23 protein-coding genes are annotated in these 23,018 nt (G+C 61.2%); 17 read left to right on the plus strand and 6 right to left on the minus strand.

The features are described 5' to 3' along the window. Positions 1-15: 15 nt before the first annotated feature. Positions 16-1,290, plus strand: a complete 1,275-nt coding sequence (gene fabF, locus IB245_RS01450; RefSeq protein ID WP_192226170.1) for a beta-ketoacyl-ACP synthase II — start codon at positions 16-18, stop codon at positions 1,288-1,290. Here fabF and IB245_RS01455 read toward each other — a convergent pair. Continuing rightward, on the minus strand, positions 1,287-1,844 hold the full coding sequence (locus tag IB245_RS01455; RefSeq protein WP_008042176.1) for a TetR/AcrR family transcriptional regulator: 558 nt from the start codon (positions 1,842-1,844) through the stop codon (positions 1,287-1,289). The genes fabF and IB245_RS01455 overlap by 4 nt on opposite strands. A gap of 176 nt (positions 1,845-2,020) precedes the next feature. Between IB245_RS01455 and IB245_RS01460 the strand changes: the two genes are divergently transcribed. Together IB245_RS01460 and IB245_RS01465 are read left to right on the plus strand one after the other, a co-directional pair. Further along, positions 2,021-2,674, plus strand: coding sequence for a GntR family transcriptional regulator (locus IB245_RS01460; protein ID WP_008042177.1), 654 nt, complete (start codon positions 2,021-2,023; stop codon positions 2,672-2,674). Between the two features lie 15 nt (positions 2,675-2,689). Further along, positions 2,690-3,541 (plus strand): urea carboxylase-associated family protein, encoded by an 852-nt coding sequence (locus tag IB245_RS01465; RefSeq protein ID WP_008031773.1) that lies wholly within the window; start codon positions 2,690-2,692, stop codon positions 3,539-3,541. A gap of 122 nt (positions 3,542-3,663) precedes the next feature. Here IB245_RS01465 and IB245_RS01470 read toward each other — a convergent pair whose 3' ends face one another. Both IB245_RS01470 and eat read right to left on the minus strand, forming a co-directional pair. Further along, positions 3,664-3,831: a DUF2897 family protein gene (locus tag IB245_RS01470; protein ID WP_192226172.1), complete on the minus strand. Its 168-nt coding sequence runs from the start codon at positions 3,829-3,831 to the stop codon at positions 3,664-3,666. Between the two features lie 125 nt (positions 3,832-3,956). After that, complete coding sequence (eat, locus tag IB245_RS01475) at positions 3,957-5,321, minus strand: ethanolamine permease (protein ID WP_192226174.1); 1,365 nt, start codon at positions 5,319-5,321, stop codon at positions 3,957-3,959. 393 nt (positions 5,322-5,714) lie between these two features. Here eat and kdpF point away from each other — a divergent pair, with 393 nt between their 5' ends. The 6 genes from kdpF to IB245_RS01505 all read left to right on the plus strand — a co-directional run bounded on the left by kdpF (position 5,715) and on the right by IB245_RS01505 (position 13,838). Then, positions 5,715-5,804: a K(+)-transporting ATPase subunit F gene (gene kdpF / locus IB245_RS01480; RefSeq protein WP_007899818.1), complete on the plus strand. Its 90-nt coding sequence runs from the start codon at positions 5,715-5,717 to the stop codon at positions 5,802-5,804. Positions 5,805-5,812: 8 nt separating this feature from the next. Then, positions 5,813-7,507: a potassium-transporting ATPase subunit KdpA gene (gene kdpA, locus IB245_RS01485; RefSeq protein WP_008031770.1), complete on the plus strand. Its 1,695-nt coding sequence runs from the start codon at positions 5,813-5,815 to the stop codon at positions 7,505-7,507. Positions 7,508-7,517: 10 nt separating this feature from the next. Further along, on the plus strand, positions 7,518-9,575 hold the full coding sequence (gene kdpB, locus IB245_RS01490; RefSeq protein WP_192226176.1) for a potassium-transporting ATPase subunit KdpB: 2,058 nt from the start codon (positions 7,518-7,520) through the stop codon (positions 9,573-9,575). A 174-nt stretch (positions 9,576-9,749) separates the two neighbouring features. After that, positions 9,750-10,295 carry a potassium-transporting ATPase subunit KdpC gene (gene kdpC / locus IB245_RS01495; protein ID WP_192226178.1) on the plus strand — a complete coding sequence of 182 codons (546 nt, stop codon included), beginning with the start codon at positions 9,750-9,752 and terminating at the stop codon, positions 10,293-10,295. Positions 10,296-10,425: 130 nt separating this feature from the next. Then, positions 10,426-13,083, plus strand: coding sequence for a sensor histidine kinase (locus IB245_RS01500; RefSeq protein WP_192226180.1), 2,658 nt, complete (start codon positions 10,426-10,428; stop codon positions 13,081-13,083). A 56-nt stretch (positions 13,084-13,139) separates the two neighbouring features. Next, positions 13,140-13,838, plus strand: coding sequence for a response regulator (locus IB245_RS01505; RefSeq protein ID WP_192226570.1), 699 nt, complete (start codon positions 13,140-13,142; stop codon positions 13,836-13,838). A gap of 130 nt (positions 13,839-13,968) precedes the next feature. On the opposite strand, the gene IB245_RS01510 is transcribed toward IB245_RS01505, so the two are convergent. Beyond that, positions 13,969-15,009, minus strand: a complete 1,041-nt coding sequence (locus tag IB245_RS01510) for a patatin-like phospholipase family protein (protein ID WP_192226182.1) — start codon at positions 15,007-15,009, stop codon at positions 13,969-13,971. A 222-nt stretch (positions 15,010-15,231) separates the two neighbouring features. Between IB245_RS01510 and IB245_RS01515 the strand changes: the two genes are divergently transcribed. The 3 genes from IB245_RS01515 (at position 15,232) to IB245_RS01525 (ending at position 17,425) form a co-directional block, all read left to right on the plus strand. After that, positions 15,232-15,510: a hypothetical protein gene (locus tag IB245_RS01515; protein ID WP_008027298.1), complete on the plus strand. Its 279-nt coding sequence runs from the start codon at positions 15,232-15,234 to the stop codon at positions 15,508-15,510. A 95-nt stretch (positions 15,511-15,605) separates the two neighbouring features. After that, complete coding sequence (locus IB245_RS01520; protein ID WP_192226184.1) at positions 15,606-16,364, plus strand: CHAD domain-containing protein; 759 nt, start codon at positions 15,606-15,608, stop codon at positions 16,362-16,364. A gap of 263 nt (positions 16,365-16,627) precedes the next feature. After that, positions 16,628-17,425, plus strand: coding sequence for an acyl-CoA thioesterase (locus IB245_RS01525; protein ID WP_192226186.1), 798 nt, complete (start codon positions 16,628-16,630; stop codon positions 17,423-17,425). On the opposite strand, the gene IB245_RS01530 is transcribed toward IB245_RS01525, so the two are convergent. Together IB245_RS01530 and IB245_RS01535 are read right to left on the minus strand one after the other, a co-directional pair. Further along, on the minus strand, positions 17,426-17,791 hold the full coding sequence (locus IB245_RS01530) for an Mpo1-like protein (protein ID WP_008027303.1): 366 nt from the start codon (positions 17,789-17,791) through the stop codon (positions 17,426-17,428). It lies immediately after the preceding gene. A 217-nt stretch (positions 17,792-18,008) separates the two neighbouring features. Further along, a complete protein-coding gene (locus IB245_RS01535; protein WP_192226188.1) occupies positions 18,009-19,490 on the minus strand; it encodes a methyl-accepting chemotaxis protein in 1,482 nt (493 codons plus the stop codon). A 179-nt stretch (positions 19,491-19,669) separates the two neighbouring features. On the opposite strand from IB245_RS01535, the gene IB245_RS01540 reads away from it, so the two are divergent. From IB245_RS01540 to IB245_RS01560, 5 genes are all read left to right on the plus strand, one after another. Continuing rightward, complete coding sequence (locus tag IB245_RS01540; RefSeq protein ID WP_192226189.1) at positions 19,670-20,200, plus strand: hypothetical protein; 531 nt, start codon at positions 19,670-19,672, stop codon at positions 20,198-20,200. A gap of 67 nt (positions 20,201-20,267) precedes the next feature. Next, entirely contained in the window at positions 20,268-20,459 is a 192-nt protein-coding gene (locus IB245_RS01545; RefSeq protein WP_008042187.1) for a PLDc N-terminal domain-containing protein, read from the plus strand. A 265-nt stretch (positions 20,460-20,724) separates the two neighbouring features. Further along, on the plus strand, positions 20,725-21,600 hold the full coding sequence (gene speE, locus IB245_RS01550) for a polyamine aminopropyltransferase (RefSeq protein ID WP_008027310.1): 876 nt from the start codon (positions 20,725-20,727) through the stop codon (positions 21,598-21,600). A gap of 216 nt (positions 21,601-21,816) precedes the next feature. Further along, positions 21,817-22,050, plus strand: coding sequence for a hypothetical protein (locus tag IB245_RS01555; protein ID WP_008042188.1), 234 nt, complete (start codon positions 21,817-21,819; stop codon positions 22,048-22,050). 219 nt (positions 22,051-22,269) lie between these two features. Beyond that, positions 22,270-22,611, plus strand: coding sequence for a ribonuclease E inhibitor RraB (locus IB245_RS01560; RefSeq protein WP_008027314.1), 342 nt, complete (start codon positions 22,270-22,272; stop codon positions 22,609-22,611). Positions 22,612-23,018: the final 407 nt, after the last annotated feature.

The raw sequence follows: 23,018 nt of genomic DNA on the forward strand, positions 1-23,018 counted from the left end.
TGAGGTAGTTGCGGTATGAGTGAACGTCGAGTGGTTGTAACGGGCATGGGTTTGGTGACTCCGCTGGGTAGCGGGGTCGAAGCCGTCTGGGAGCGTCTGTTGGCCGGACGTTCGGGATTGCGCAACCTGCCGGACGAAGTCGTGGCTGATCTGCCGGCCAAGGTTGGTGGCGCAGTGCCGACGCTGGCCGAAGATGCCGAGGCGGGTTTTGACCCGGATCGTGCGACGCCACCCAAAGAGCAGAAGAAGATGGACCGCTTCATTATGTTTGCCATGGAAGCGGCGCGTCAGGCGCTTGAGCAAGCGGGTTGGCAGGCTCAGGATGCCAATGCCCAGGAGCGTACGGCGACCATTATCGGTTCGGGGGTCGGTGGTTTCGGCGCGATTGCCGATGCGGTCCGCACCACCGACAGTCGTGGCCCGCGGCGTTTGTCGCCTTTCACCATTCCCTCCTTTCTGGTCAATCTGGCCGCGGGCCATGTGTCGATCCAGCACGGATTCAAAGGCCCCCTGGGTGCTCCGGTAACGGCGTGCGCGGCCGGGGTTCAGGCGATTGGCGATGCGGCGCGGCTGATCCGTTGCGGTGAGGCGGACATTGCGGTGTGTGGCGGTGCGGAGGCGTCGATCGATCGTGTCAGTCTCGCCGGGTTCGCTGCGGCTCGCGCATTGTCCAGTGGTTACAACGAAACGCCGGAGCGGGCTTCGCGTCCGTTCGACCGTGACCGCGATGGTTTTGTCATGGGTGAGGGCGCAGGCCTTCTGGTGATCGAATCCCTGGAGCATGCATTGGCCCGTGGCGCGCAACCGCTGGCGGAACTGGTCGGTTACGGCACCAGCGCCGACGCCTATCACCTGACCGCCGGCCCCGAAGATGGCAGTGGTGCGCGACGGGCGATGTCACTGGCGCTGGCTCAGGCGGGCATTGCTGCGGCACAGGTGCAGCACCTCAATGCTCACGCAACCTCGACGCCGGTTGGGGATCTGGGCGAGTTGGCAGCGATCAAATCGTTGTTCGGCACGGATAACAAAATTGCGGTCACGTCGACCAAGTCGGCCACCGGGCATTTGCTCGGCGCGGCGGGCGGGATCGAGGCGATCTTCACGCTGTTGGCGATCCGTGATCAGATCGTGCCGGCCACCCTCAACCTGGATAACCCGGATCCGGCGGCGCAAGGTGTGGACATCGTCCATGGTCAGGCGCGGCCGATGGCCATCGAGTATGCGCTGTCCAACGGTTTCGGCTTTGGTGGGGTCAATGCCAGCGTGCTCTTCAAGCGCTGGCAGGGTTAATCCCGGGGCTTTTTGAGAAAATCGCGCGTGACGTCGAGAATCCGCTGGGCCAGATCGGCGCTCTCGACACTGCGCGACAACAGCAGCGCCCCGACCATTGCGGACATGATGAAGATGCTCTGGTCGGCGGCATCATCACCTTCAAGGGTGCCTTGTATTTGTTCGAGCCGTGCGTTGAGCACCACATCGGAGGTCGGACTTGGTTGTCCGCGCAGGCCGAGTTCCGATGACATGGTCGGCAACGGGCACCCTTCATGGGGCGAAGTCTGGTGCCATTCGGACAAGTACGCGTCAATGAATGCCTCGAGTGGGCGTTCCTGAGCGAACAGTTCGGCGCAGATGACTTCTACCTCGGCGCCTGCAGCCTGCAGGGCCTTTTCTACCAGCTCATCCTTGGACTTGAAATGCGAATAGAAGCCGCCGTGAGTCAAGCCCAGCGCTTTCATCAGGGGCTGCAAGCCGGTCGCGCCAATACCGTCGCGGCGAAATCGCGCTGAAGCTTCCTTGATGATGCGTTTGTGGGTCTGAGCTTTATGGTCCTGCGAGTAACGCATCTGGTATCTCCGCAACAATGCGCCATCTTAACCAATGGAAATGGGATGGTGACTGTACTTCTATTTCTAAAAAGCATGCAGATGCGTCCAACTCCTTCATGACGTCTCGACCGAACTGGCACGGATAGTGATTACCCGTTAGCTGACGATTGTTGAACAATCATGAGGCGATAAGTATGAACAGCGGACTGTCCCTGGCCGACCACATCACCCTGGAGTTACGCGCCGACATCATTGGCGGTCGTTTGCTGCCCGGCATGGCGCTGGTGGAAAACGATCTGGTGTCAGCCTACAACGCTTCTCGCAACACCATCCGCGAAGCCTTGCATCGATTGGGGCAGGAAGGACTGACCCGTTATGTGCGCAACAAAGGCGTGATGGTGCGTCGCTTGGGCGTCGACGATGTGCGGGATCTGTTCAACGTCCGCCGCACGCTGGAGTTGCAGGCCATCAGTGCCAGTCAGCCGCTGCGCGATTATCAGTCCGACCGGATGCTCGAAGCCCTGGAAGCCACCGAACTGGCCCGGGAGCGCGAGGACTGGCGCGCCGTGGGCACGCACAGCCTGGCGTTTCATCAACACATCGTCGGGTTGCTGCGCAGCCCGTTGTTCGACGAGTTCTTCACCAATGTCGTCGCGCAACTGCGCCTGGTGTTTTGCGCCGCGCCCGATGAATCACGGTTTCAGGCGCCCTGGCTGGCGCGTGACCGGCAGATTCACGAGCTGCTGGCTGAAGGCGACAAACGCGCCGCCGAGGACGCCATGAGCCGTTATCTCGACGATTCCGAGCACCTTCTGTTGCAAATGCTTGCCCCTTCTTCCCATCACTGATCGAGGATTCGTGCCATGTACAAAGACTATCCAGCGGCCTACCAAGTCAGCAAAGGTTCGGCCTTGCAGGTGGACAAAGCCTTTTATGAAAAGATCCGGGATACGAAGGAGGGGCGCACGCTGATCGAGCAGTTCGAAGTGCCGATCCGCACCGGCCGCGCCTGGCATGTCCCGGCCGGGCACGTGTTTCGCGTGACCACGCCGGTCGGCCCGCAAGTCGGGGATTTCAACGTCTGGAATGCCAACGATCCGCGTGAACGCTTGTGGGCTTCACGCACGCGGCAGTTGCAGGGGGCGCATGTCAGCACTCACGACCGGCTCTGGTCGAACCTGCCATTCTTGCGGCCGCTGGTGACCATCACCGATGACAGCCTGGCCGACTACGGCATTGACGAACATGGTGGGCGCTTGCATGACTTGCTCGGCACCCGCTGCGATCCCTATGTGAACAAAATGCTCACCGGCGAAGACTTCCACCATCACTGCCACTCCAACCTGACCCGCGCAGTGTTGCCCCATGGCCTGACCGAGTTCGACGTGCATGACGTGCTGAACATTTTCCAGTGCACCGGCCTGAATCACGACGACATGTACTTCATGAAAGCCTGCCCGGCGCAGAAGGGCGATTACCTGGAATTCTTTGCCGAGATCGATCTGTTGTGCGCGCTGTCGACCTGCCCGGGAGGCGATCTGTCGCTGGCCATGTGGGGGCCGGACGCGCAGGACCCGCTGAGCGTGTGTCGCCCGCTTGGGGTGGAGATCTACAAACTGGAGGATTCACTGCTCGAAGGTTGGAGCCAGCCGGAGCGTGCGGCGTACAAAGGGCTGCATGGCTTGCACATCGCCAAGGCCGATTGGGAAAAATAACCGTCACCTGTAGGAGCGAGCCTGCTCGCGATGGACGTTAACGATAACGCGTTTATTCTGAATAAACGCGTTGTTCTCAGGTGCATCGCGAGCAGGCTCGCTCCTACAGGGATCAGGTTTTTTCAGCGGTCCTGCGCATCCTTGGCATCCGCTTGCGCGTTGCGTTCAGCGACGCGCTTGCGTTGCTCATCGGTCAGTTCGACCTTGTGGGCGGTGTCGCGCAACATCATCAAACCACCCACGATCGAGCCGATTGCAACGATCAGAATCAACCAGGCATACCAGGGCATAGGGCTCTCCTTGAGGGCAGGCCGATTGGCGGGTTTCGCCAATCGATCGTGCATACCACTTTGAGCGATTCAATTTCGCAGTGGTTCCATTCTATGCCTGATCGACTCGCAACACCTGCTGCGATTCAGAGTCCGGTCAACATCGCGTCCGCCGGTGCATCGGCGCGCAATTGCGCGGTCAGCATGAAGTACACGAAACCCACGGCCATGAAGCCGAGGAAAATCGCGCCGATCAGTGCGTTGAACCACGCCATCGCCACCAGGCACACCACCGCCAGCACCAGTGCAATGGCCGGCACCAACGGGTAGCACGGCGCGCGGAACGTGCGCTCCAGGTTCGGCTCGGTTTTACGCAGCTTGAACAGGCTCAGCATGCTCATGATGTACATCACGATCGCGCCGAACACTGCCATGGTGATCATCGCGGCGGTCAGCGTCATACCGCCGAGGTTGATCAAGCCGTCGCTGTAGATCGCCGCGATCCCGATGACACCACCGGCGATGATTGCCCGGTGCGGCGTCTGGAAGCGCGAGAGTTTGGCCAGCGACGCCGGCAGGTAACCGGCTCGCGCAAGGGCGAAGAACTGCCGCGAGTAACCGAGGATGATCCCGTGGAAACTCGCCACCAGACCGAACAGGCCGATCCACACCAGCATGTGCAACCAGCCGGAGCTTTCGCCGACCACGGTTTTCATCGCTTGCGGCAGCGGGTCGTTGATGTTCGACAAAGTGCGCCAGTCGCCGACGCCGCCGGCAAAGAACATCACGCCCATGGCCAACAACACCAAGGTCAAAATGCCGCTGATGTACGCCTTGGGAATCGTGCGTTTCGGGTCCTTGGCTTCTTCGGCGGCCATGGCGGCGCCTTCGATGGCGAGGAAAAACCAGATGGCAAACGGAATCGCTGCGAACATCCCGGCAATCGCCGGTGCGCCGAACACATCGGAGCCGGCCCAGCCGTTCAGCGCGAAGTTGCTGAAGCTGAACGCCGGCGCAACCACGCCCATGAACACCAGCAATTCAGCCACCGCGAGTACGCAGACCACCAGCTCGAAGGTGGCCGCCAGTTTCACCCCGAGGATGTTCAGGCCCATGAACACGATGTAGGCGCCGACCGCTGCGTGTTTCGGGTCGAGGGCGGGGAATTGCACGTTGAGGTAGGCGCCGATCGCCAGTGCGATGGCCGGTGGGGCGAAGACGAATTCGATCAGCGTCGCCAGCCCGGCGATCAATCCGCCTTTCTCGCCAAAGGCGCGGCGGCTATAGGCAAAGGGACCGCCGGCGTGGGGAATCGCGGTGGTCAGCTCGGTGAAGCTGAAGATGAAGCAGGTGTACATCGTGGCGACCATGAAGGACGTCACCAGAAAACCAAGTGTGCCCGCCACGCCCCAGCCGTAACTCCAGCCGAAATACTCACCGGAAATCACCAGCCCGACCGCGATGCCCCACAGGTGCAGCGTGCCCAGCGTGGGTTTGAGTTGTGTGTTCATGCGTTTGCTCCCTGAACGGTTTGGACAGCTCGGGGAGGGCGTGTGCAGTGGGCGTGCCAGTGTGGTGATGGCCGTCGTAAAGCGCAAAAAGGTGTCGTATCGGGGATGTTCGGCGCTGGATGGATGGGTTTTATGCATCAGTTGGGGGCGTTGGTGTCTGTTATGCCGTCTTCGCGGGCAAGCCTCGCTCCTACAGGGGATCGGCGCATTCAAAACTGTAGGAGCGAGGCTTGCCCGCGAAGGGGCCCGCAAAAACACCGCTGTAACGCCCGCATAAACCCACTCTTTACACTTTCTTTATGCCCAGCCAACCCCCTCGATCTCGCTCCTTTACAGCCTTCCTTCCGACAATGACTCCACACGCGGCAATACGCCGTAACACGGAGAACTTCCATGAGCGTTCTGGACGGGGTGTCACTGCTGTTGGCAGTGGGGCTGTTCATTTATCTGTTGGTTGCGCTGTTGCGCGCGGACCGGAACTAGGAGCGGCTATGCACAGTTATGACTATTGGCTGATCCTGGCCTTCTTCGCCGTGGTGCTGATCCCGGCACCGTTTCTCGGGCGGTTCTACTACAAGGTCATGGAAGGCCAGCGCACCTGGCTGACACCGATCCTGGGACCTGTGGAGCGTGGCTGTTATCGGGTGGCCGGCGTTGATCCGCAAGCCGAACAGAGCTGGCAGAAATACACCCTGGCCTTGCTCGCCTTCAACCTTGCGGGCTTTTTGCTGTTGTTCGCGATCCTGTTGTTCCAGGACCACTTGCCGCTCAACCCGCAAAACCTGCCGGGTCAGGAGTGGACGCTGGCGTTCAACACCGCCGTCAGTTTCATGACCAATACCAACTGGCAGGGCTACAGCGGCGAGGCCTCGCTGAGCTACCTGAGCCAGATGGTCGGCCTCACCGTGCAGAACTTCGTCAGCGCCGCCACCGGCCTCGCTGTGCTGGTTGCGCTGTGTCGCGGCATCGGTCGCAAATCGACCAAAACCCTGGGCAATTTCTGGGTCGACATGACCCGCGCCACCCTCTATGGCTTGCTGCCGCTGTGCCTGCTGCTGGCGCTGTACCTGGTCTGGCAGGGCGTGCCGCAAACTTTCGCGCAGTACGTGAATGCGGTGACGATGCAAGGCGTCGATCAGGTGATCCCGCTCGGCCCGGCCGCCAGTCAGATTGCGATCAAGCAACTGGGCACCAACGGTGGCGGCTTCTTCGGCGTCAACTCGGCGCACCCGTTCGAGAACCCGACGGCGTGGAGCAACCTGTTCGAGGTGGCCTCTATCATTCTGATCCCGGTCGCCCTGGTGTTCACCTTCGGTCATTACGTCAAAGACCTGCGTCAGAGCCGCGCGATCATCGCCTGCATGCTGGCGCTGTTCCTGATTGGCGGCGCGACCTCGCTGTGGGCTGAATACCAACCGAATCCGACCCTGAACAACGTCGCCGTCGAACAGACCGCGCCGCTGGAAGGCAAGGAAGCGCGCTTCGGCACCACCGCCACGGTGTTGTGGTCGGTGACCACGACCGCCGCGTCCAACGGCTCGGTCAACGGCATGCACGACAGCCTCAACCCGCTGAGCGGCATGGTCGCGATGGTCAACATGATGGTCGGCGAAGTGATCTTCGGCGGCGTCGGTGCCGGGCTCTACGGCATGTTGCTCAACGTGCTGATCGCGGTGTTCCTCGCCGGCCTGATGATCGGCCGCACCCCGGAATACCTCGGCAAGAAACTGCAGGCCAAGGAAGTGCAATTGCTGGTGGTGACTTTGCTGGTGATGCCGGTCGGCGTGCTGGTGCTCGGCGCGATTGCCGCGAGCCTGCCCGGTCCGGTGGCTTCGGTGAGTAACCCCGGCGCCCACGGTTTCAGCCAGTTGCTGTACGCCTACACCTCGGCCAGCGCCAACAACGGTTCGGCGTTCGGCGGCTTCGGTGCCAACACCGCGTTCCATAACCTGATGCTCGGCCTGGGCATGTTGATCGGTCGCTTCGGTTACATCCTCCCGGTACTGGCCCTGGCCGGCAGCCTGGCGATGAAGAAAACCGCACCGATCGGCCAGAACAGTTTCCCGACCCACGGCCCGCTGTTTGTGACGTTGCTGACCGTGACCATTTTGCTGGTGGGTGGTTTGACCTTCCTGCCGACATTGGCACTGGGTCCGATTGCAGAACATTTGAGCATGGGCTTCTGAGGAATCAATGATGAATATGCCCGTAAGTAAAGCCGCCACCGTCAAGGCGCCGGAACAACCGAAAACCGCAATCTCGGCCCTGTGGCGTCCGGCGTTGGTGCAAGCCTTCGTCAAGCTCGACCCACGGCAATTGCAGCGTGCGCCGGTGATGCTGGTGGTCGAACTGACCGCCGTCCTGACCACCGTGCTGTGCTTCATTCCCGACAGCGCCGTGCCGACCTTCGTCGCTGCGCAAATTGCATTGTGGCTGTGGTTCACCGTGCTGTTCGCCAACTTCGCCGAAGCCTTGGCCGAAGGTCGCGGCAAGGCTCGCGCCGACAGCCTCAAGGCTGGCAGCGAAGGCTTGAGCGCACGCCGCAAAACCGGCAACGGCGCCTTTCAAGTGGTGCCGGCCACCAGCCTGCGCAAGGGCGATGTGGTGCGCGTCGAAGCCGGGGAAATGATCCCCGGTGACGGCGAGGTCATCGAAGGCATCGCGGCGGTCAACGAAGCGGCGATTACCGGTGAATCCGCGCCGGTGATCCGTGAGTCCGGCGGCGACCGTTCGGCCGTCACCGGCAACACCCGACTGGTCTCCGACTGGCTGCTGGTGCGCATCACCGCCAACCCTGGCGAGTCGACACTGGACCGCATGATCGCTTTGGTCGAAGGCGCCAAACGCCAGAAAACCCCGAACGAAGTCGCGCTCGACATCCTGCTGATCGGCTTGACGCTGATCTTCCTGCTGGTGGTCGTGACCCTGCAACCGTTCGCCCACTTCGCCAACGGCAGCCTGCCGCTGGTGTTCCTGGTGGCGTTATTGGTCACGCTGATTCCGACCACCATCGGCGGTTTGCTCTCGGCCATCGGTATCGCCGGCATGGACCGTCTGGTACGCCTGAACGTGATCGCCAAATCCGGGCGCGCCGTGGAAGCGGCGGGGGACGTGCACGTGTTGCTGCTGGACAAGACCGGCACCATCACCTTTGGTAATCGTCGTTGCACCGCGGTGTATGCCGCACCGGGTGTGAGCGCCAAGGAACTGGCCGAGGGTGCGCTGTTCGCTTCGCTGGCCGATGACACCGCGGAAGGCAAGTCCATCGTCGAGTACCTGCGCGGTGTTCATCCACAACCCGAGCCTGCCACCGAAGTGCTGACGGCGGTGCCGTTCAGCGCCGAGACTCGCTTGTCCGGTGTCGACTATCAGGGCCGTGTGTATCGCAAGGGCGCGGTGGATTCGCTGCTGGCGTTCGTCGGTCTGAAACGCGCCGATCTCGCCCCGGCACTGTCCCGGGAAATCGACAAGATCGCCCAGAGCGGCGGCACGCCGTTGCTGGTGTGCGCCGACGGTAAATTGCTCGGCGCGATTCACCTCAAGGACGTGGTCAAGCCAGGCATCCGCGAGCGTTTCGCCGAGCTGCGCAAGCTAGGGATTCGCACCGTCATGGTGACCGGTGACAACCCGCTGACCGCCGCGGCGATTGCGGCCGAAGCTGGTGTGGACGACGTGCTGGCTGAAGCTACGCCAGAGAAAAAACTGGCGCGCATTCGTCATGAGCAGAACGACGGTCGTCTGGTCGCCATGTGCGGCGACGGCGCCAACGACGCCCCGGCACTGGCCCAGGCAGACGTCGGCATGGCGATGAACGACGGTACGCAAGCAGCGCGTGAAGCGGCCAACATGGTCGACCTCGACAGCGATCCGACCAAGTTGCTGGACGTGGTGCAGATCGGCAAGGAATTGCTGGTGACTCGCGGTGCGCTGACGACGTTTTCGATCGCCAACGACGTCGCCAAATACTTCGCGATTCTGCCGGCGCTGTTTGCCTCGATCTACCCGCAACTGGGTGTGCTCAACGTCATGCAACTGAGCAGTCCGCAGAGCGCGATTCTGTCGGCAATTGTGTTCAACGCCTTGATCATCGTCGTGCTGATTCCACTGGCCTTGCGTGGCGTGCGTGTGCAGGCGGCGAGTGCGGCGGCGTTGCTGCGCCGCAACCTGTTGATCTACGGGCTGGGCGGGATTCTGGTGCCGTTCGTGGGCATCAAGGCGATCGACATGCTGTTGACGGCGTTGCATCTGGTTTGACCCGATTTGGCGGTGTGTCAAACACACTGCCTTCGCGGGCAAGTCGAAACGTCGCACCGCTCGCTCCTACAGGTGTTCACACCGCCCTGTAGGAGCGAAGCTTGCTCGCGAAGAATGCACCACGGTTCATCTATATGAACACCGAATCTGTTCACCGAATTCGAGGATTTTGAAATGTCCACAATGATACGTCCGGCCCTGAGCCTGCTGGTCCTGATGACCCTGATCACCGGCGTCGCTTACCCGTTGGTGGTCACTGGCGTCGCGCAGGTCGCGTTCCCTGACCAGGCCAATGGCAGCCTCGTGCGCGACGCCGACGGCAAAGTCCGCGGCTCTTCGCTGATTGCCCAGGATTTCACCGGTGACGCCTGGTTCCATCCGCGCCCGTCGGCCGGTGCTTTCGCCACGGTATCGAGCAGCGCCAGCAACCTGTCACCAAGCAACCTGGCCCTGGCCACTCGGGTGATCGACGATGCCAATAAACTGCTGGTGCCAGGCCAGGGGCCGGTGCCGTTGGCGCTGCTGACCACTTCTGGCAGCGGGCTTGATCCGCACTTGCCACCAGCGGCGATTGCCTATCAACTGGCGCGTGTTGCGGCGACGCGGAATCTGCCGGTGTCTACGCTTCAGAATCTGCTGGCCGCGCACATCGAACAGCCGTTGGTGGGGCCGCCGGTGGTGAATGTGTTGGCGCTGAACATGGCGTTGGAAAAGTTGTAAATCGGTGGCGCCGCCAATCGCTAGCAGGCTAGCTCCCACATGGAATGCATACCCCCTGTGGGAGCTAGCCTGCTAGCGATGGCGATAGAACAATCACCACATCAACACCTGAAATAAGAGATCCCCAAACATGAGTGACTCCGGCCGCGCCGACGCGCTGTTAGCAGACCTGCCCCGCGATGGCCGTGGCCGGCTCAAGGTTTTCCTCGGTGCCGCGCCCGGTGTCGGCAAGACCTACGCCATGCTGCAAGCGGCCCACACCCAACTGCGCCAGGGCGTAAAAGTCATCGCCGGCGTGGTCGAAACCCACGGCCGTGCCGAAACCGAAGCGCTGCTCGGCGGCTTGCCGCAGCAACCGCTGGTGCGCTCGGAATACCGTGGCGTGATGCTCGAAGAAATGGACCTCGACGGCCTGCTCGCAGCCAAACCGAAACTGGTGCTGGTCGACGAACTGGCCCACAGCAACGCGCCCGGCAGTCGACACGCCAAGCGCTGGCAAGACATTCAGGAATTGCTCGCCGCCGGCATTGACGTGTTCACCACGGTCAACGTCCAGCACCTGGAAAGCCTCAACGACCAGGTGCGCGGCATCACCGGTGTGCAGGTCCGCGAAACCTTGCCGGACTGGGTGCTGCAAGAAGCCTATGAACTGCTGCTGATCGACTTGCCGCCACGCGAGCTGCTCGAACGACTGCGCGACGGCAAGGTCTACGTGCCGGAGCAGGCGCGGGCGGCCATCGATGCGTTTTTCACCCAGACCAACCTCACCGCCCTGCGCGAATTGGCGATGCAGACGGCAGCGGCTCAGGTCGATAACGATCTGGCGCAAGGGTATCGCCAGCTCGGCCAGGCGGCACCTGCAGTGCGCGGTCGGCTGCTGGTCGGTGTCGATGGCGATGCTCAGGCCGAACGCCTGGTGCGTCACGCCAGTCGTGTCGCCCAGCGCCGGCATTTGCCGTGGAGCCTGGTGCACGTGGACAACGGCAGCGTGCGCGACGAGCAATCGCGCCTGCGTCTGCAAAGTGCCCAGCAACTGGCCGAACGTCTCGGTGGCGAAGTGGTGTTGTTGCGTGCCGGCGAAGTTGCGAAAACCCTGATCCAGCACGCCGCCGAACGCCGCGCCAGCCTGGTGTTGGTCGGTCAGTCCCGGCAGCGTTTGCGTCGGCGCCTGTTCGGCGGTGGTCTGGCCTCACGCTTGTTGCGCGATGCACGCGGACTGGAAATCAACGTCCTCGACAGCGATCACGAACAGCATCAGCCGCGCCAGCGTTCGGCGCAGTCACTGGTGTGGTTCGACTATGCGCTGGCGCTGGTTGCAACCGTGCTCGCCAGCGCACTGGCCTGGGCCGTGGCGAGTGTCTTGCCGCTGCCGAACATCTCGCTGGTGTTCCTCGCCGCCGTGTTGCTGGTGGCGGTGCGCAGCAGCCTCGGCCCGGCGCTGGCCTGTGCGGCGCTGTCGTTTCTGACCTATGACTTTCTGTTCATTCCGCCGAATTTTTCCTTCAGCATCCAGCGCGAAGAAGACGTACTGACGCTGCTGTTTTTCCTGCTGATGGCTGCGCTCACCGGCAACCTCGCCGCGCGCCAGCGCCGGCAATTGCAGGCGTTGCGCGATACGCAGGAAGAGACCACCGAACTGCTCGACCTGTCGCGCAAACTCACCGCCGCCACCGACCGCCAGGCCGTGGTCAGCGCCGCCGCGCAGCACCTCAACGGCTGGAAAGACGTGCAGCTGTGCCTGCTCAATCGCGACGGTCAGGCGGGTTGGAAAGTCGAAACCGGTGGCCCCCTGGAATTCACCGAAGCCGAACGCGCCGCCGCCGATTGGGCCTGGCAACACGATCAACCGGCGGGCGCGGGCACCGGCACGTTGCCGTTCGGGCGTTGGTGGTGGTGGCCGCTTTCGGTGGAAGACGGGCCGCTGGCGTTGCTCGGCGTCTGTGCCAAAGAAGGGCAGACCTTGAGCGGTCAGCGTCGACGTTTGTTGACCGCGCTCAGTCAGCCGCTGGCCCAGGCGCTGGCACGCGCACAATTGGCCGAAGACCTGGAAGCGGCGCGGCTGCATGGTGAAACCGAGCAACTGCGCAGTGCCTTGCTGGCGTCGGTGTCTCACGATTTGCGCACGCCGCTGACCTCCATGCGCGGCAGCATCGACAGCCTGTTGGCGCTCGGCGAAGCCATCCCGCTGGAGGATCGTCGCGAACTGCTTGAAGGCACGCGTGATGAAGCCGAGCGCCTTGATCGCTACATTCAAAACCTGCTGGACATGACCCGCCTCGGTCACGGCGCGCTGAAGCTCGCGCGGGACTGGGTGTCACCGGCCGACATCGTTGGCAGTTCGCTCAATCGCCTGCGCGCGGTGCTGGCGCCGTTGCAGGTCAGCACCGATGTGCCCGCGCAACTGCCGCTGCTGTTCGTCCACGCCGCGCTGATCGAGCAGGCGCTGGTCAACGTGCTGGAAAACGCCGCACGGTTTTCACCGGTGCATGGGCGTTTGCAATTGCGCGCTGGCGTGGATCAAAACGAGCTGTTCTTCTCGGTCAGCGATGAAGGCCCGGGCATTCCGGAAGAAGAGCGGGCGAAAATTTTCGACATGTTCTACACCGCCGCACGCGGTGATCGTGGCGGGCAGGGGACCGGGCTGGGGCTGGCGATCTGTCAGGGCATGGTCGGCGCGCACGGCGGGCGCATCAGCGTCGGTGACGGCATCGACGGGCGCGGCACCTGCATCACCCTTCACTTGCCCTTGCAGGAACAACCTTCCTTTGAAATCGAGAGCGGACAGTGAGCACTGAAAGTGAAGCCTGATACCCTTTGGACATCTCCATGCCGCGACCGGAAACCATGAGCCAGACCGCGACCATTTTGGTCATCGACGACGAACCGCAGATCCGCAAGTTCCTGCGCATCAGCCTCGCCTCCCAAGGCTACAAAGTGCTGGAGGCCGGCACCGGCACCGAAGGCCTGGCGCAAGCCGCATTGAACAAACCCGATTTGCTGGTGCTCGACCTCGGCCTGCCGGACATGGACGGCCAGCAAGTGCTGCGCGAGTTTCGTGAATGGTCGACGGTGCCGGTGCTGGTGCTGTCGGTGCGCGCTGGTGAAGGGCAGAAGGTCGAAGCGCTGGATGGCGGCGCCAATGACTACGTGACCAAGCCGTTCGGCATCCAGGAATTTCTGGCGCGGGTGCGTGCCCTGTTGCGTCAGGCGCCGGTGGGCGAGGCGCAACAAGCGGCGTTGACGTTCGGCCCGTTGACCGTGGATCTGGCGTATCGCCGGGTGCTGCTCGAAGGTGTCGAAGTGGCGTTGACCCGCAAGGAATACGCAGTGCTGGCGCAACTGGCGCGGCATCCGGGAAGGGTCATCACCCAGCAGCAATTGCTCAAGGATATCTGGGGGCCGACCCATACCGAAGACAGTCACTATCTGCGGATTGTGGTGGGGCATTTGCGGCAGAAGCTGGCGGATGATCCGACGCAGCCACGGTTTATCGTGACCGAGGCGGGGGTTGGGTATCGGTTGTTGAGTGAGGGTGGGGTTTAGTTTTGTGTTGGATGGGATGACGCTTTCGCGGGCAAGTCGGATCGCCGCACCGCTCGCTCCTACAAGGCTGCACTCGACCCGTAGGAGCGAGGCTTGCCCGCGAAGAGGCCCTCACATTCACCCGAGACCCTCAGGAATCCCGCTCATTCTCATACCGATCCAAGGTGTCCCGCGCAATCTCGCGCCCCAGCGCGATCAACTCCGGCGCCTTGTAAAACTCGAAGAACCGGCACACCCGCTTCGGCACGTTGATCAGAATATCCGGCGGATAGCCGGCGATCTTGTACTGCGCCAACGACGTCTGCATCACCTCGAAACTCTGGTTGATCAAATCCAGCAAGGACGCCGGTCCCACGTTGTCGATGATGAATGAACCGGTGGCCGACTTCGGCGCACCGTCGCGTTCAGGGGCGGCTGCCGGTTGCTGGGCTTCGGGTTCGGCGGACTCGACCCAGGGATTGATCTCGGCCGCCTCGGCCATCAACGCTTCCTTTTCCAGCAACAGCAATTGTTCTGCCTGTTTGCGGCGGAACGGCATTTTCGAACCCAGTGAGTTGAGCAGGCTGTCGAACCGGGTCCTGAACGCGGCAGGGCGCTGGATCACCGGCAATTGATAGTGACGCTGGTTGGTGGAGTTGAGGTTGACCGCAATGATCAGGTCGCAATGGCTCGACACCACGGGCACGATCGGCAAAGGGTTGAGAATGCCGCCGTCCACCAGCATGCGATTGCCTTGCATCACCGGGGTAAACAGGCTCGGGATGGCCGCCGAGGCGCGCATTGCCTGGTGCAGGCAACCTTCCTGAAACCAGATTTCCTGCTGATTGGTCAGGTCGGTGGCCACCGCCGTGTAGGGGATGCGCAGGTCTTCGATATTGATCTCGCCGACGATCTTGCGGATCTGCCCGAAGACCTTCTCGCCGCGAATCGCCCCCAGCCGAAAACTGACGTCCACCAGGCGCAACACGTCGAGGTAATCCAGGCTTTCGATCCAGTTACGGTATTCGTCCAGTTTGCCGGCGGCATAAATCCCGCCGACCACCGCACCCATCGAGCAGCCGGCAATGCAGGAGATGTCGTAGCCACGCCGTTCGATCTCTTCAATGACCCCGATATGGGCATACCCTCGGGCCCCACCTGAGCCCAGCACCAGTGCGACGCGCTTTTTCATGAATCGCCCTCGTCTGACAAGGTTCAACAATGCACCCATCGAGGGGCGCGCTTCAATCGTCAAGGTCGCTTGGCAGGGTGAAGGCGTCGTTTTTTCGACACTCCATGGCGGCAGATGGTTATTCTCCCGAGCGCTATAGTTTCGGCGGCGGGAGCAAGGCACTTTTCACGCGCCGGACCGTCTTACCTGCAAGACTGTTTTCCTATTGTTGAGGTATGAGTGATGAAAGCCTGGATCTGTGTGCCCTTGATTGCGCTGGCACTCGCCGGTTGTGCCGGCAAAACCGCTTACCGTGACAGCTGCGGCAACGGGCTCGATGCGGCGTGGCGTGAGCTGGACCTGGCCAAGGCCGAAGGTTTCGCCGGCACCGTCAGCTACTCCAAGGCCCTGTCTTTGCTGACCGGCGCCAAGACCCAGCAGCAATTCGAAGCGTTCGAAGGCTGCGCCAGGAAAGCCGAGAAGGCGCGCTTTTATATTCGTGAGTCACGCGCTGGCCGTTAAACAAGGCGCTAATCTGTAGGAGCCGGCTTGCTGGTGAAGGCGTCATCACGGCCGCCATCGCCAGCAAGCCGGCTCCTACAATTGGAGTCAATCACATGATTAATCGGTTGGTGGCTCAAGTTCTGGGCCTGGAAGTCCGTTTGCTGGCCTGTCAGGCCCGATTGAATGCCCGCACCGACCCGGAAGCGTTGCACGATCTGCGCACCACGGTTCGCCGTTTGCGCAGCCTGCTGCGACCATTGCGTGGCTTGCCCGGTGTCGAGCAACTGGAAGCGGCAGCATCGGCCGTGGGGCAATTGACCACGCCGTTGCGCGATCGCGAAGTGCTGGCGGCGTATTTGCTCGAGCACGATCAACCCGAGGCGGCGCAACGGCGCATGGCGCAGATGGCCGAGGCTTATCCAGCGGTTGCGGCGAGTCCTGAGCTGTTGCAGTTGCTGATGATCCTTGACGCCTTTCCGCGCTTTATACGCGCCTCGCAACGTCAGGGGTTGCTCAAGGGCTTGCGTCAACGCATCGAGAAACGCCTGGCCAGACAATGGAAGAAACTCGACCAGGCGCTGCACGATCCCGCCCATGATCGCCATCGCCTGCGCTTGCTGATCAAGCGCGTGCGTTATGGCATCGAGGCGTATCCCGAGCTGGATCGCTTGCCGAAACCGGCGCTGCCCAGATTGAAGTCGGCCCAGGCCGCTTTGGGCGATTGGCACGACTGCTGGCAATGGTTGGCCCGGGCCGAACAGGAACCCGATTTGCAACCTTGCGTGGCGGTCTGGAAAACCACCATGGCCCAGGCCGAGGGACGCGCGGACCGTGTGCTCGACAAACTCAGTGCCAGCTGTTTCAAATCCTGAAACCACCATGGATGACTTGATCACTAATTGGCTGGACAACACAGAACCTTGTGGGAGCGAGCCTGCTCGCGATCGCGGTAAATCAGCAGCATCAATGTCGGATGTTGTACCGCTATCGCGAGCAGGCTCGCTCCCACATGGGTTCGGTGTGGAGCCGAGCCATGCGCGGCCCATCTGTCCGTACTTTTGGCCGGAATAAGCGCTGTGCCGTTTTAGCTGGCTGGTTAAGATCTCTTCATTCCTTTTCTGCCCTTGAGGTTTCCATGCGCTTTTCCGATCTGCTCGACGCCGTCCGCAGCCAGCCGCTGGAGCTGTCTATTCCGGCCGAATGGGCGCAGGGTCGCGCCAGTTTTGGTGGCCTGGTGGCCGCCTTGCAATACGAAGCCATGCGCGCGAAGGTGCCGGCGGATCGTCCTGTGCGTTCGCTGGCGATCACCTTTGTCGGGCCGGTCGAGCCTGAAGTGCCGGTCAGTTTTGAAGTCGACGTCCTGCGCGAAGGCAAGGCGGTCAGCCAGGTACTGGGCCGGGCGATGCAGAAGGGCCAGGTGGTGACACTCATCCAGGGCAGCTTCGGCGCCTCGCGACCGTCCGAAGTGGCGGTAACCGCCACGCCGGCCCCCGAAATGAAGCACTGGGACGATTGCCAGGAGCTGCCATTCATCAAAGGTGTACTGCCGGAATTCATGCGCCATCTGGCGATGCGCTGGAGTGTTGGCGGCCTGCCGTTCACCGGCAATAAATCCCGCGAGATGGGCGGTTGGGTGCGCTTGCGCGGGGATGTGAAGGAAGAGGCGGTCAGTGAGGCGCATATTCTGGCGCTGGTGGACGCCTGGCCCCCATCCTTGATGCCGCACCTGACGAAACCGGCGATGGGCAGCACGCTGACCTGGACCATCGAATTCGTCCAGCCGGTGCTGGAATTGAGCACGCTGGACTGGTGCAAATACCTCGTTGAAATCGAACATGCCGCTGACGGCTACGGTCACGCGGCGGCGCAGCTGTGGAACGCAGAAGATCAGTTGATTGCCATGAGCCGGCAGACGGTGACGGTTTTCGCCTGATCAGTGACGACGGTGGCGCTCACGCCAGGCGCGCCACCAGCCGCCGCTGAGGAAAAACCGTGGAAAGGTCAGGAACTGCTCGACCAACAAGCGCGACACCGCGTCTTTGCGATCACTGAACGGCTCGGAGGCTTGCGCCTCCAGGCTGTGACCGTGGCGTTGCAGGCCCAATGCCGCGAGCAGGCCGATGACGCCAATCGCGAAATTCGCAAAGCTCAGGCTGAACACCCCGCAAACCAGCAGCAGAAACGCCACGATGAACAGCGGCACGGCAATCAGGTGCAACACCAGATTGGCCGGGTGCTGGTGATTGTCCGGGTACGCGCGCCATTGCCAGGCGGGAAGGTTGGGGTGACGTTTGCCCATGATGCTGATCCTCGATCCATGTTGAACACATGATTGAAGAATAGGCGCGGCATGGGCGGGCGGCGAATCAAGGATGGCTATCGGAGTGATAGGTGTCATGGTCGAAATTGATATTGATTGATCTGACGCCTTCGCGGGCAAGTCGGATCGCCGCACCGCTCGCTCCTACGGGTCTGCGCCGACCTTGTAGGAGCGAGGCTTGCCCGCGAAGGGGGCCTCAAAGTTTCAACTGCCCAATGGCCTTGCTCAACTCCCCGGCCAGCGCCGCCAATTCATTACTGGTCGTCGCCGAGTCCACGGTCTGCTTAACGGTGTTCTCGGTCACATCGCGAATACTCACCACCGCCCGATTCATCTCTTCCGCCACTTGGCTCTGCTGTTCCGCCGCCACGGCGATCTGCGTATTGCTTTCGCGCATCTGCGCCACTGCGCTGGTGATTTCGGCCAGTGCGGCGCCAGCCTCTTGCGCCTGTTGCACGCAGTCGTCCGCCTTGAACGAGCTTTCCTGCATGAAATCCACCGCGTCCCGCGTACCGGCCTGCAACGCCGAAACCATGAGGGTGATCTCGTCGGTCGAGGTCTGCACGCTTTTGGCCAGGTTGCGCACTTCATCGGCGACCACGGCAAAACCACGACCCATTTCCCCGGCCCGGGCTGCTTCAATCGCCGCATTCAGCGCCAGTAGATTGGTTTGCTCGGCGATGCTGTGGATCACATTGACCACGCCGTTGATCTTCTGGCTGTCTTCGGCCAGACGCTGAATCATCTCGGCCGTCTGCTGGACGCCAGTGGACAACCCGGCAATCGATTTCTGCACGCGGCTGACCACTTCCTGGCCGCTGCCAGCCAGGGTGTCGGCGGTTTTCGAAAGGTCGCGGGTGGCACCGGCGTGCTGGGCGATGTGGTAGACGGTGGCGGTCATTTCGTTGATCGCCGTGGCGGCCTGATCGGTCTCGCTTTGCTGACCGAGCATGCCGTGGCGCACTTCGTTCATGCTCGATGCCAGCCGAGCGGCACCGTCATCCAGTTGTCGTGCGGTGCTGGCGACGGTGTTGACCACCCGTTGGTAACCGGCCTGCATCGCGTTGAACGCACCGGCCATCTGCCCGACTTCGTCCGTGCAGGCCAGTGGCACACGGGCGGAGAGGTCGCCGGTTTTTTCGACGTGGAGCATGACGTCTTTCAACGTATTGAGCTGGCTGAGCAGAAAGCGGATCAACAATTGCGACGCACCGAGCATCGCCAGCATCAGGATGAACACCGCCACGGCGTAGTTGGCGAAACGTTCTTCGAACACCTGGCTCAGGCTCGGGCCATAAGCAATCACGGCGACGTGTTGGCCGTCGGTACGCGTGAACACTTCGGCGCCCATCAACGGGTTGTCGCCGAACAACGGCATCGAGTTGATCTCGACCCAGCCGTTGCTGTCCGTCAGTTCCAGCACGGGTTGATCGTTGAGCAACGGCGCGTGCCCACGACTGAACGTCAGCAGGTTGACGGCCTTGGGCAGCGCTTGCCCGGCCGGCCAGGCGCCGAGCAGGCGTGCCTGTGCCTGGGCGGACACTTTGGATGCGTGACTGCGGGCCTGTTGTTCGAGCTGTACGGCATACAGCACCAACAACAGGGTCGTGACGAAGGCGACAGCATTGACCGCCCAGAATTTATATTTCAGCGAGATGTTGCTAAGCCAGGCACCCATGGAGGTCTTCTCTGATAGCGGAAACAGTATTGGCAAGGTGCCAGCATTGTGCCGCGGCCCCGTGCGCCGGATCTTGATATGGGTCAACATTCCCGGTCACGCTCGCGCACAGGAACTGCGGGACGTAATGCGCTATCCTTCGCGCCTTCAAAATTCCCTCGCTACAGGATTCCGCCCCCATGAAAGCCGCACTCGTCGAACTCATCAGCAAAATCAGCTCCGGGTGCATGAGCGAAGACGAAATCCTCAAAGTCGCCGACGAAGCGGCCCAGGCCTACGCCGATCCAGATGCTTTTCTGGCTGCCAATCCAGACATTAACTACGATGACACTTTCCCGATTCCGTTGGGCGAGTGGGTCGTCGTCGGCAGCCTGCCGGAAACCGTGCTGTTCCAGGCAGACACCTATGTGGACCTGTTCGCACAGATCGTCGCTTCGTTTGGTCCGGGCGTGGATTTCAACATCAAACCCAAGCAACTGGCCAAGACCGAAGCGCTGACCGCGCTCAATCGCATCCAGGTGCAAATGGGCAGCATGAACAAGGAAAACGGCGGTTATACGCTGATGAATTTCAGCCAGTTGCTCGACGACGAGCTGCAAGTGGTGCTGGTGTACGGCAACGACGTACCGCGTGTGCTCGAGCTGTGCGCCGAGGTCGGCATTGCTGCCGCGCCTTCCCTGGAAGCCCTGAAAGTCGCCATCCACGTTTGATGGCATGAAACGAAACCCCTGGGGCCGACTATCCTGAGAGGGCACACAACGCTTAGGGAGCGACACCATGGGTTCCACGTTCAACGGCCTGGTGGGCCTGATCATCCTTGTCCTGGACATCTGGGCAATCATCAACGTGCTGAAAAGTGGCGCCGACACCGGGATGAAAATCATCTGGGTCCTGCTGATCCTGCTGCTGCCGGTCCTGGGCCTGATCATCTGGGCCATCGCCGGGCCACGGGGCAATGTGCGTATCTGAATACGCACTCAAGGCCGACACATTTCTACTGTGGGAGCGAGCCTGCTCGCGATGAACGATAACGCGGTTTACTGTCAAATCGCGTCATCGTTCATCGCGAGCAGGCTCGCTCCCACAATGTTCTGCGTATACACGACAGACGAAGGTTCGACCTGTCATCTTCCGCGACGTAGAATGCGCGCCTTTCCCGGGCAATCGAGCTGATCGATTGGCCATCATGGGCGGGTAACCGTCCGTTGCCACCGCATTCATCGGAGCACTTCCCATGAGCAACACTCCAACCAGCGATTACCTGGAAACCCTCTACGAAGGCTACGGCCAGCGTTTTCGCATGGAAAAACTGCTGCACGAAGTGCGCACCGAACACCAGCACCTGGTGATTTTCGAGAACCCGCGCATGGGCCGCGTCATGGCGCTGGACGGCGTGATCCAGACCACCGAAGCCGACGAATTCATCTACCACGAGATGCTCACCCACGTGCCGATCCTGGCGCACGGCAGCGCCAAGCGCGTGCTGATCATCGGCGGTGGCGACGGCGGCATGCTGCGTGAAGTGGCCAAACACCGTAACGTCGAGCACATCACCATGGTCGAGATCGACGGCACCGTGGTCGACATGTGCAAGGAGTTCCTGCCGAACCACTCCAAGGGTGCATTCGATGATCCGCGCCTGAACCTGGTGATCGACGATGGCATGCGTTTCGTCGCCACCACCACTGAAAAGTTCGACGTGATCATTTCCGACTCCACCGACCCTATCGGTCCGGGCGAAGTGCTGTTCTCGGAAAACTTCTACCAGGCCTGCCGTCGTTGCCTCAACGAAGGCGGCATCCTGGTGACCCAGAACGGCACGCCGTTCATGCAGATCGAAGAAGTCAAAACCACCGCCGGCCGCCTGCGCAGCCTGTTCCCGGACTGGCACTTCTACCAGGCCGCCGTGCCGACTTACATCGGCGGTTCGATGACTTTTGCCTGGGGCGCGACCAACACCGCTTATCGCAAATTGTCCCGCGAAACCCTGCAACAGCGCTTTGCCGGTAGCGGCATCGTCACCCGCTACTACAATCCGGAAATCCACATCGGCGCGTTCGCCTTGCCGCAATACGTGTTGCAGGCCGTGAACAAGCCAAGCAACGACTAAAAGTACACAAAACCCCTGTAGGAGCGAAGCTTGCTCGCGAAGGCGGCATATCAGTCAATAAACATGTCGACTGAAACACCGCCTTCGCGAGCAAGCTTCGCTCCTACAGGGACCGTGTTTTTCATGCTTGCACGGCGTAATCTGTTTGAACGATCGGTCTGGGTAAAAGTCCAGATGGATGTAAGCCCATTTACGGGTTTGTTCGAGGAGGCAGTGATGCAAAAGTGGAAAATCACTTTCGTGGATGATCACGGTGAAACAGCCAACGAAGTTTTTGAGTGCGACGAATGCCCGGACAACGAGCACGCCGCCAAACTGATCAAGGAACGTCTCCTTCCTGTCGTCGCCGAACTGGATCTGAACGATCTGGAAGGGCGAACTGCTGATGCAAGCGTCAAGAATCTTAAAGCCCAGAACAGCATCCAGATCCTCGGCATTACTCCCGTCTGATACCCCCTCTGGAACACTCGTGAAATAACCAGGCCTTGGCAGCGGCTCCGACTTGGGGCTACTCTGCAAGCGAGATCAGCGAATGGATCGCTAAGGTCTGGTCTTGTCAGCTACATGCTTGTTTCCCATCGGCAATTTGCTTGCCGCAGCGCTCGCACCCTTCGGTTGCCGGCGTCGGGAGTACGGAAAGTCTATCCATCGGTATCAGGAGGACGTTTCATGAGCACAGCCTATCAAGAAGACATCAGCAGCTCGGTTCTGCGCCGCATGAAAGAAGGCGGTTTCGACTTTTCACGTTTCCATCCCATCGAGTTCTACGCCATTTTCCCGGACGAGGAGCGGGCACGCAGGGCGGCAGGGCATTACTGCGGTGAATCCATGAATGCACAAATCAGCGTGCGCGACGACGGCGCCTGGTCCCTGGAACTGAGCAAAGTGATGTACGCCACCTATGACGGCATCGGCGACTTTGAGCAGGATTTCGAGGCGGTGGTCGAGCCTTTGGGTGGCATCATCGAAGGATGGGGCGTCAAGCAGGAGGTACGAGGGCTACTCGCATAACACTATGAACAGCGACAACATCCACTAACGGCTGACCTTCGGGTTGGCCGTTTTCGTTTGTGCAGAATTCGAGGGCCGATCGCCAGCAAGCCGGCTCCTACAGAAATCCGGCGTGCCACAAATCACCGCCCCCTGTAGGAGCCAGCTTGCTGGCGATGACGTCCTCCCCATCACCGCCAAACCATCGCCCACAAATCCCGAAACAAAAAAAAGCCGCCTGAGCAAGGCGGCTAAAAGGGAAGTTCGGTGAGCATTTCCAGCGAATGCGCGAATTATCCGCATCCCCCTCCGGGCAGTGAAATCAACTCTGACTATGCTGGTGATAGGCGACAGCATTGCTTCGCAATGAAGCGGGGGCGATCAGGTTGGGGCATTTGCCGCACAGGATTGGTGCGGTGTTAATCATG

It is taken from the genome of Pseudomonas sp. PDM02, from assembly GCF_014852285.1.
In the GTDB taxonomy this organism is placed as follows: Bacteria; Pseudomonadota; Gammaproteobacteria; order Pseudomonadales; family Pseudomonadaceae; genus Aquipseudomonas; species Aquipseudomonas migulae.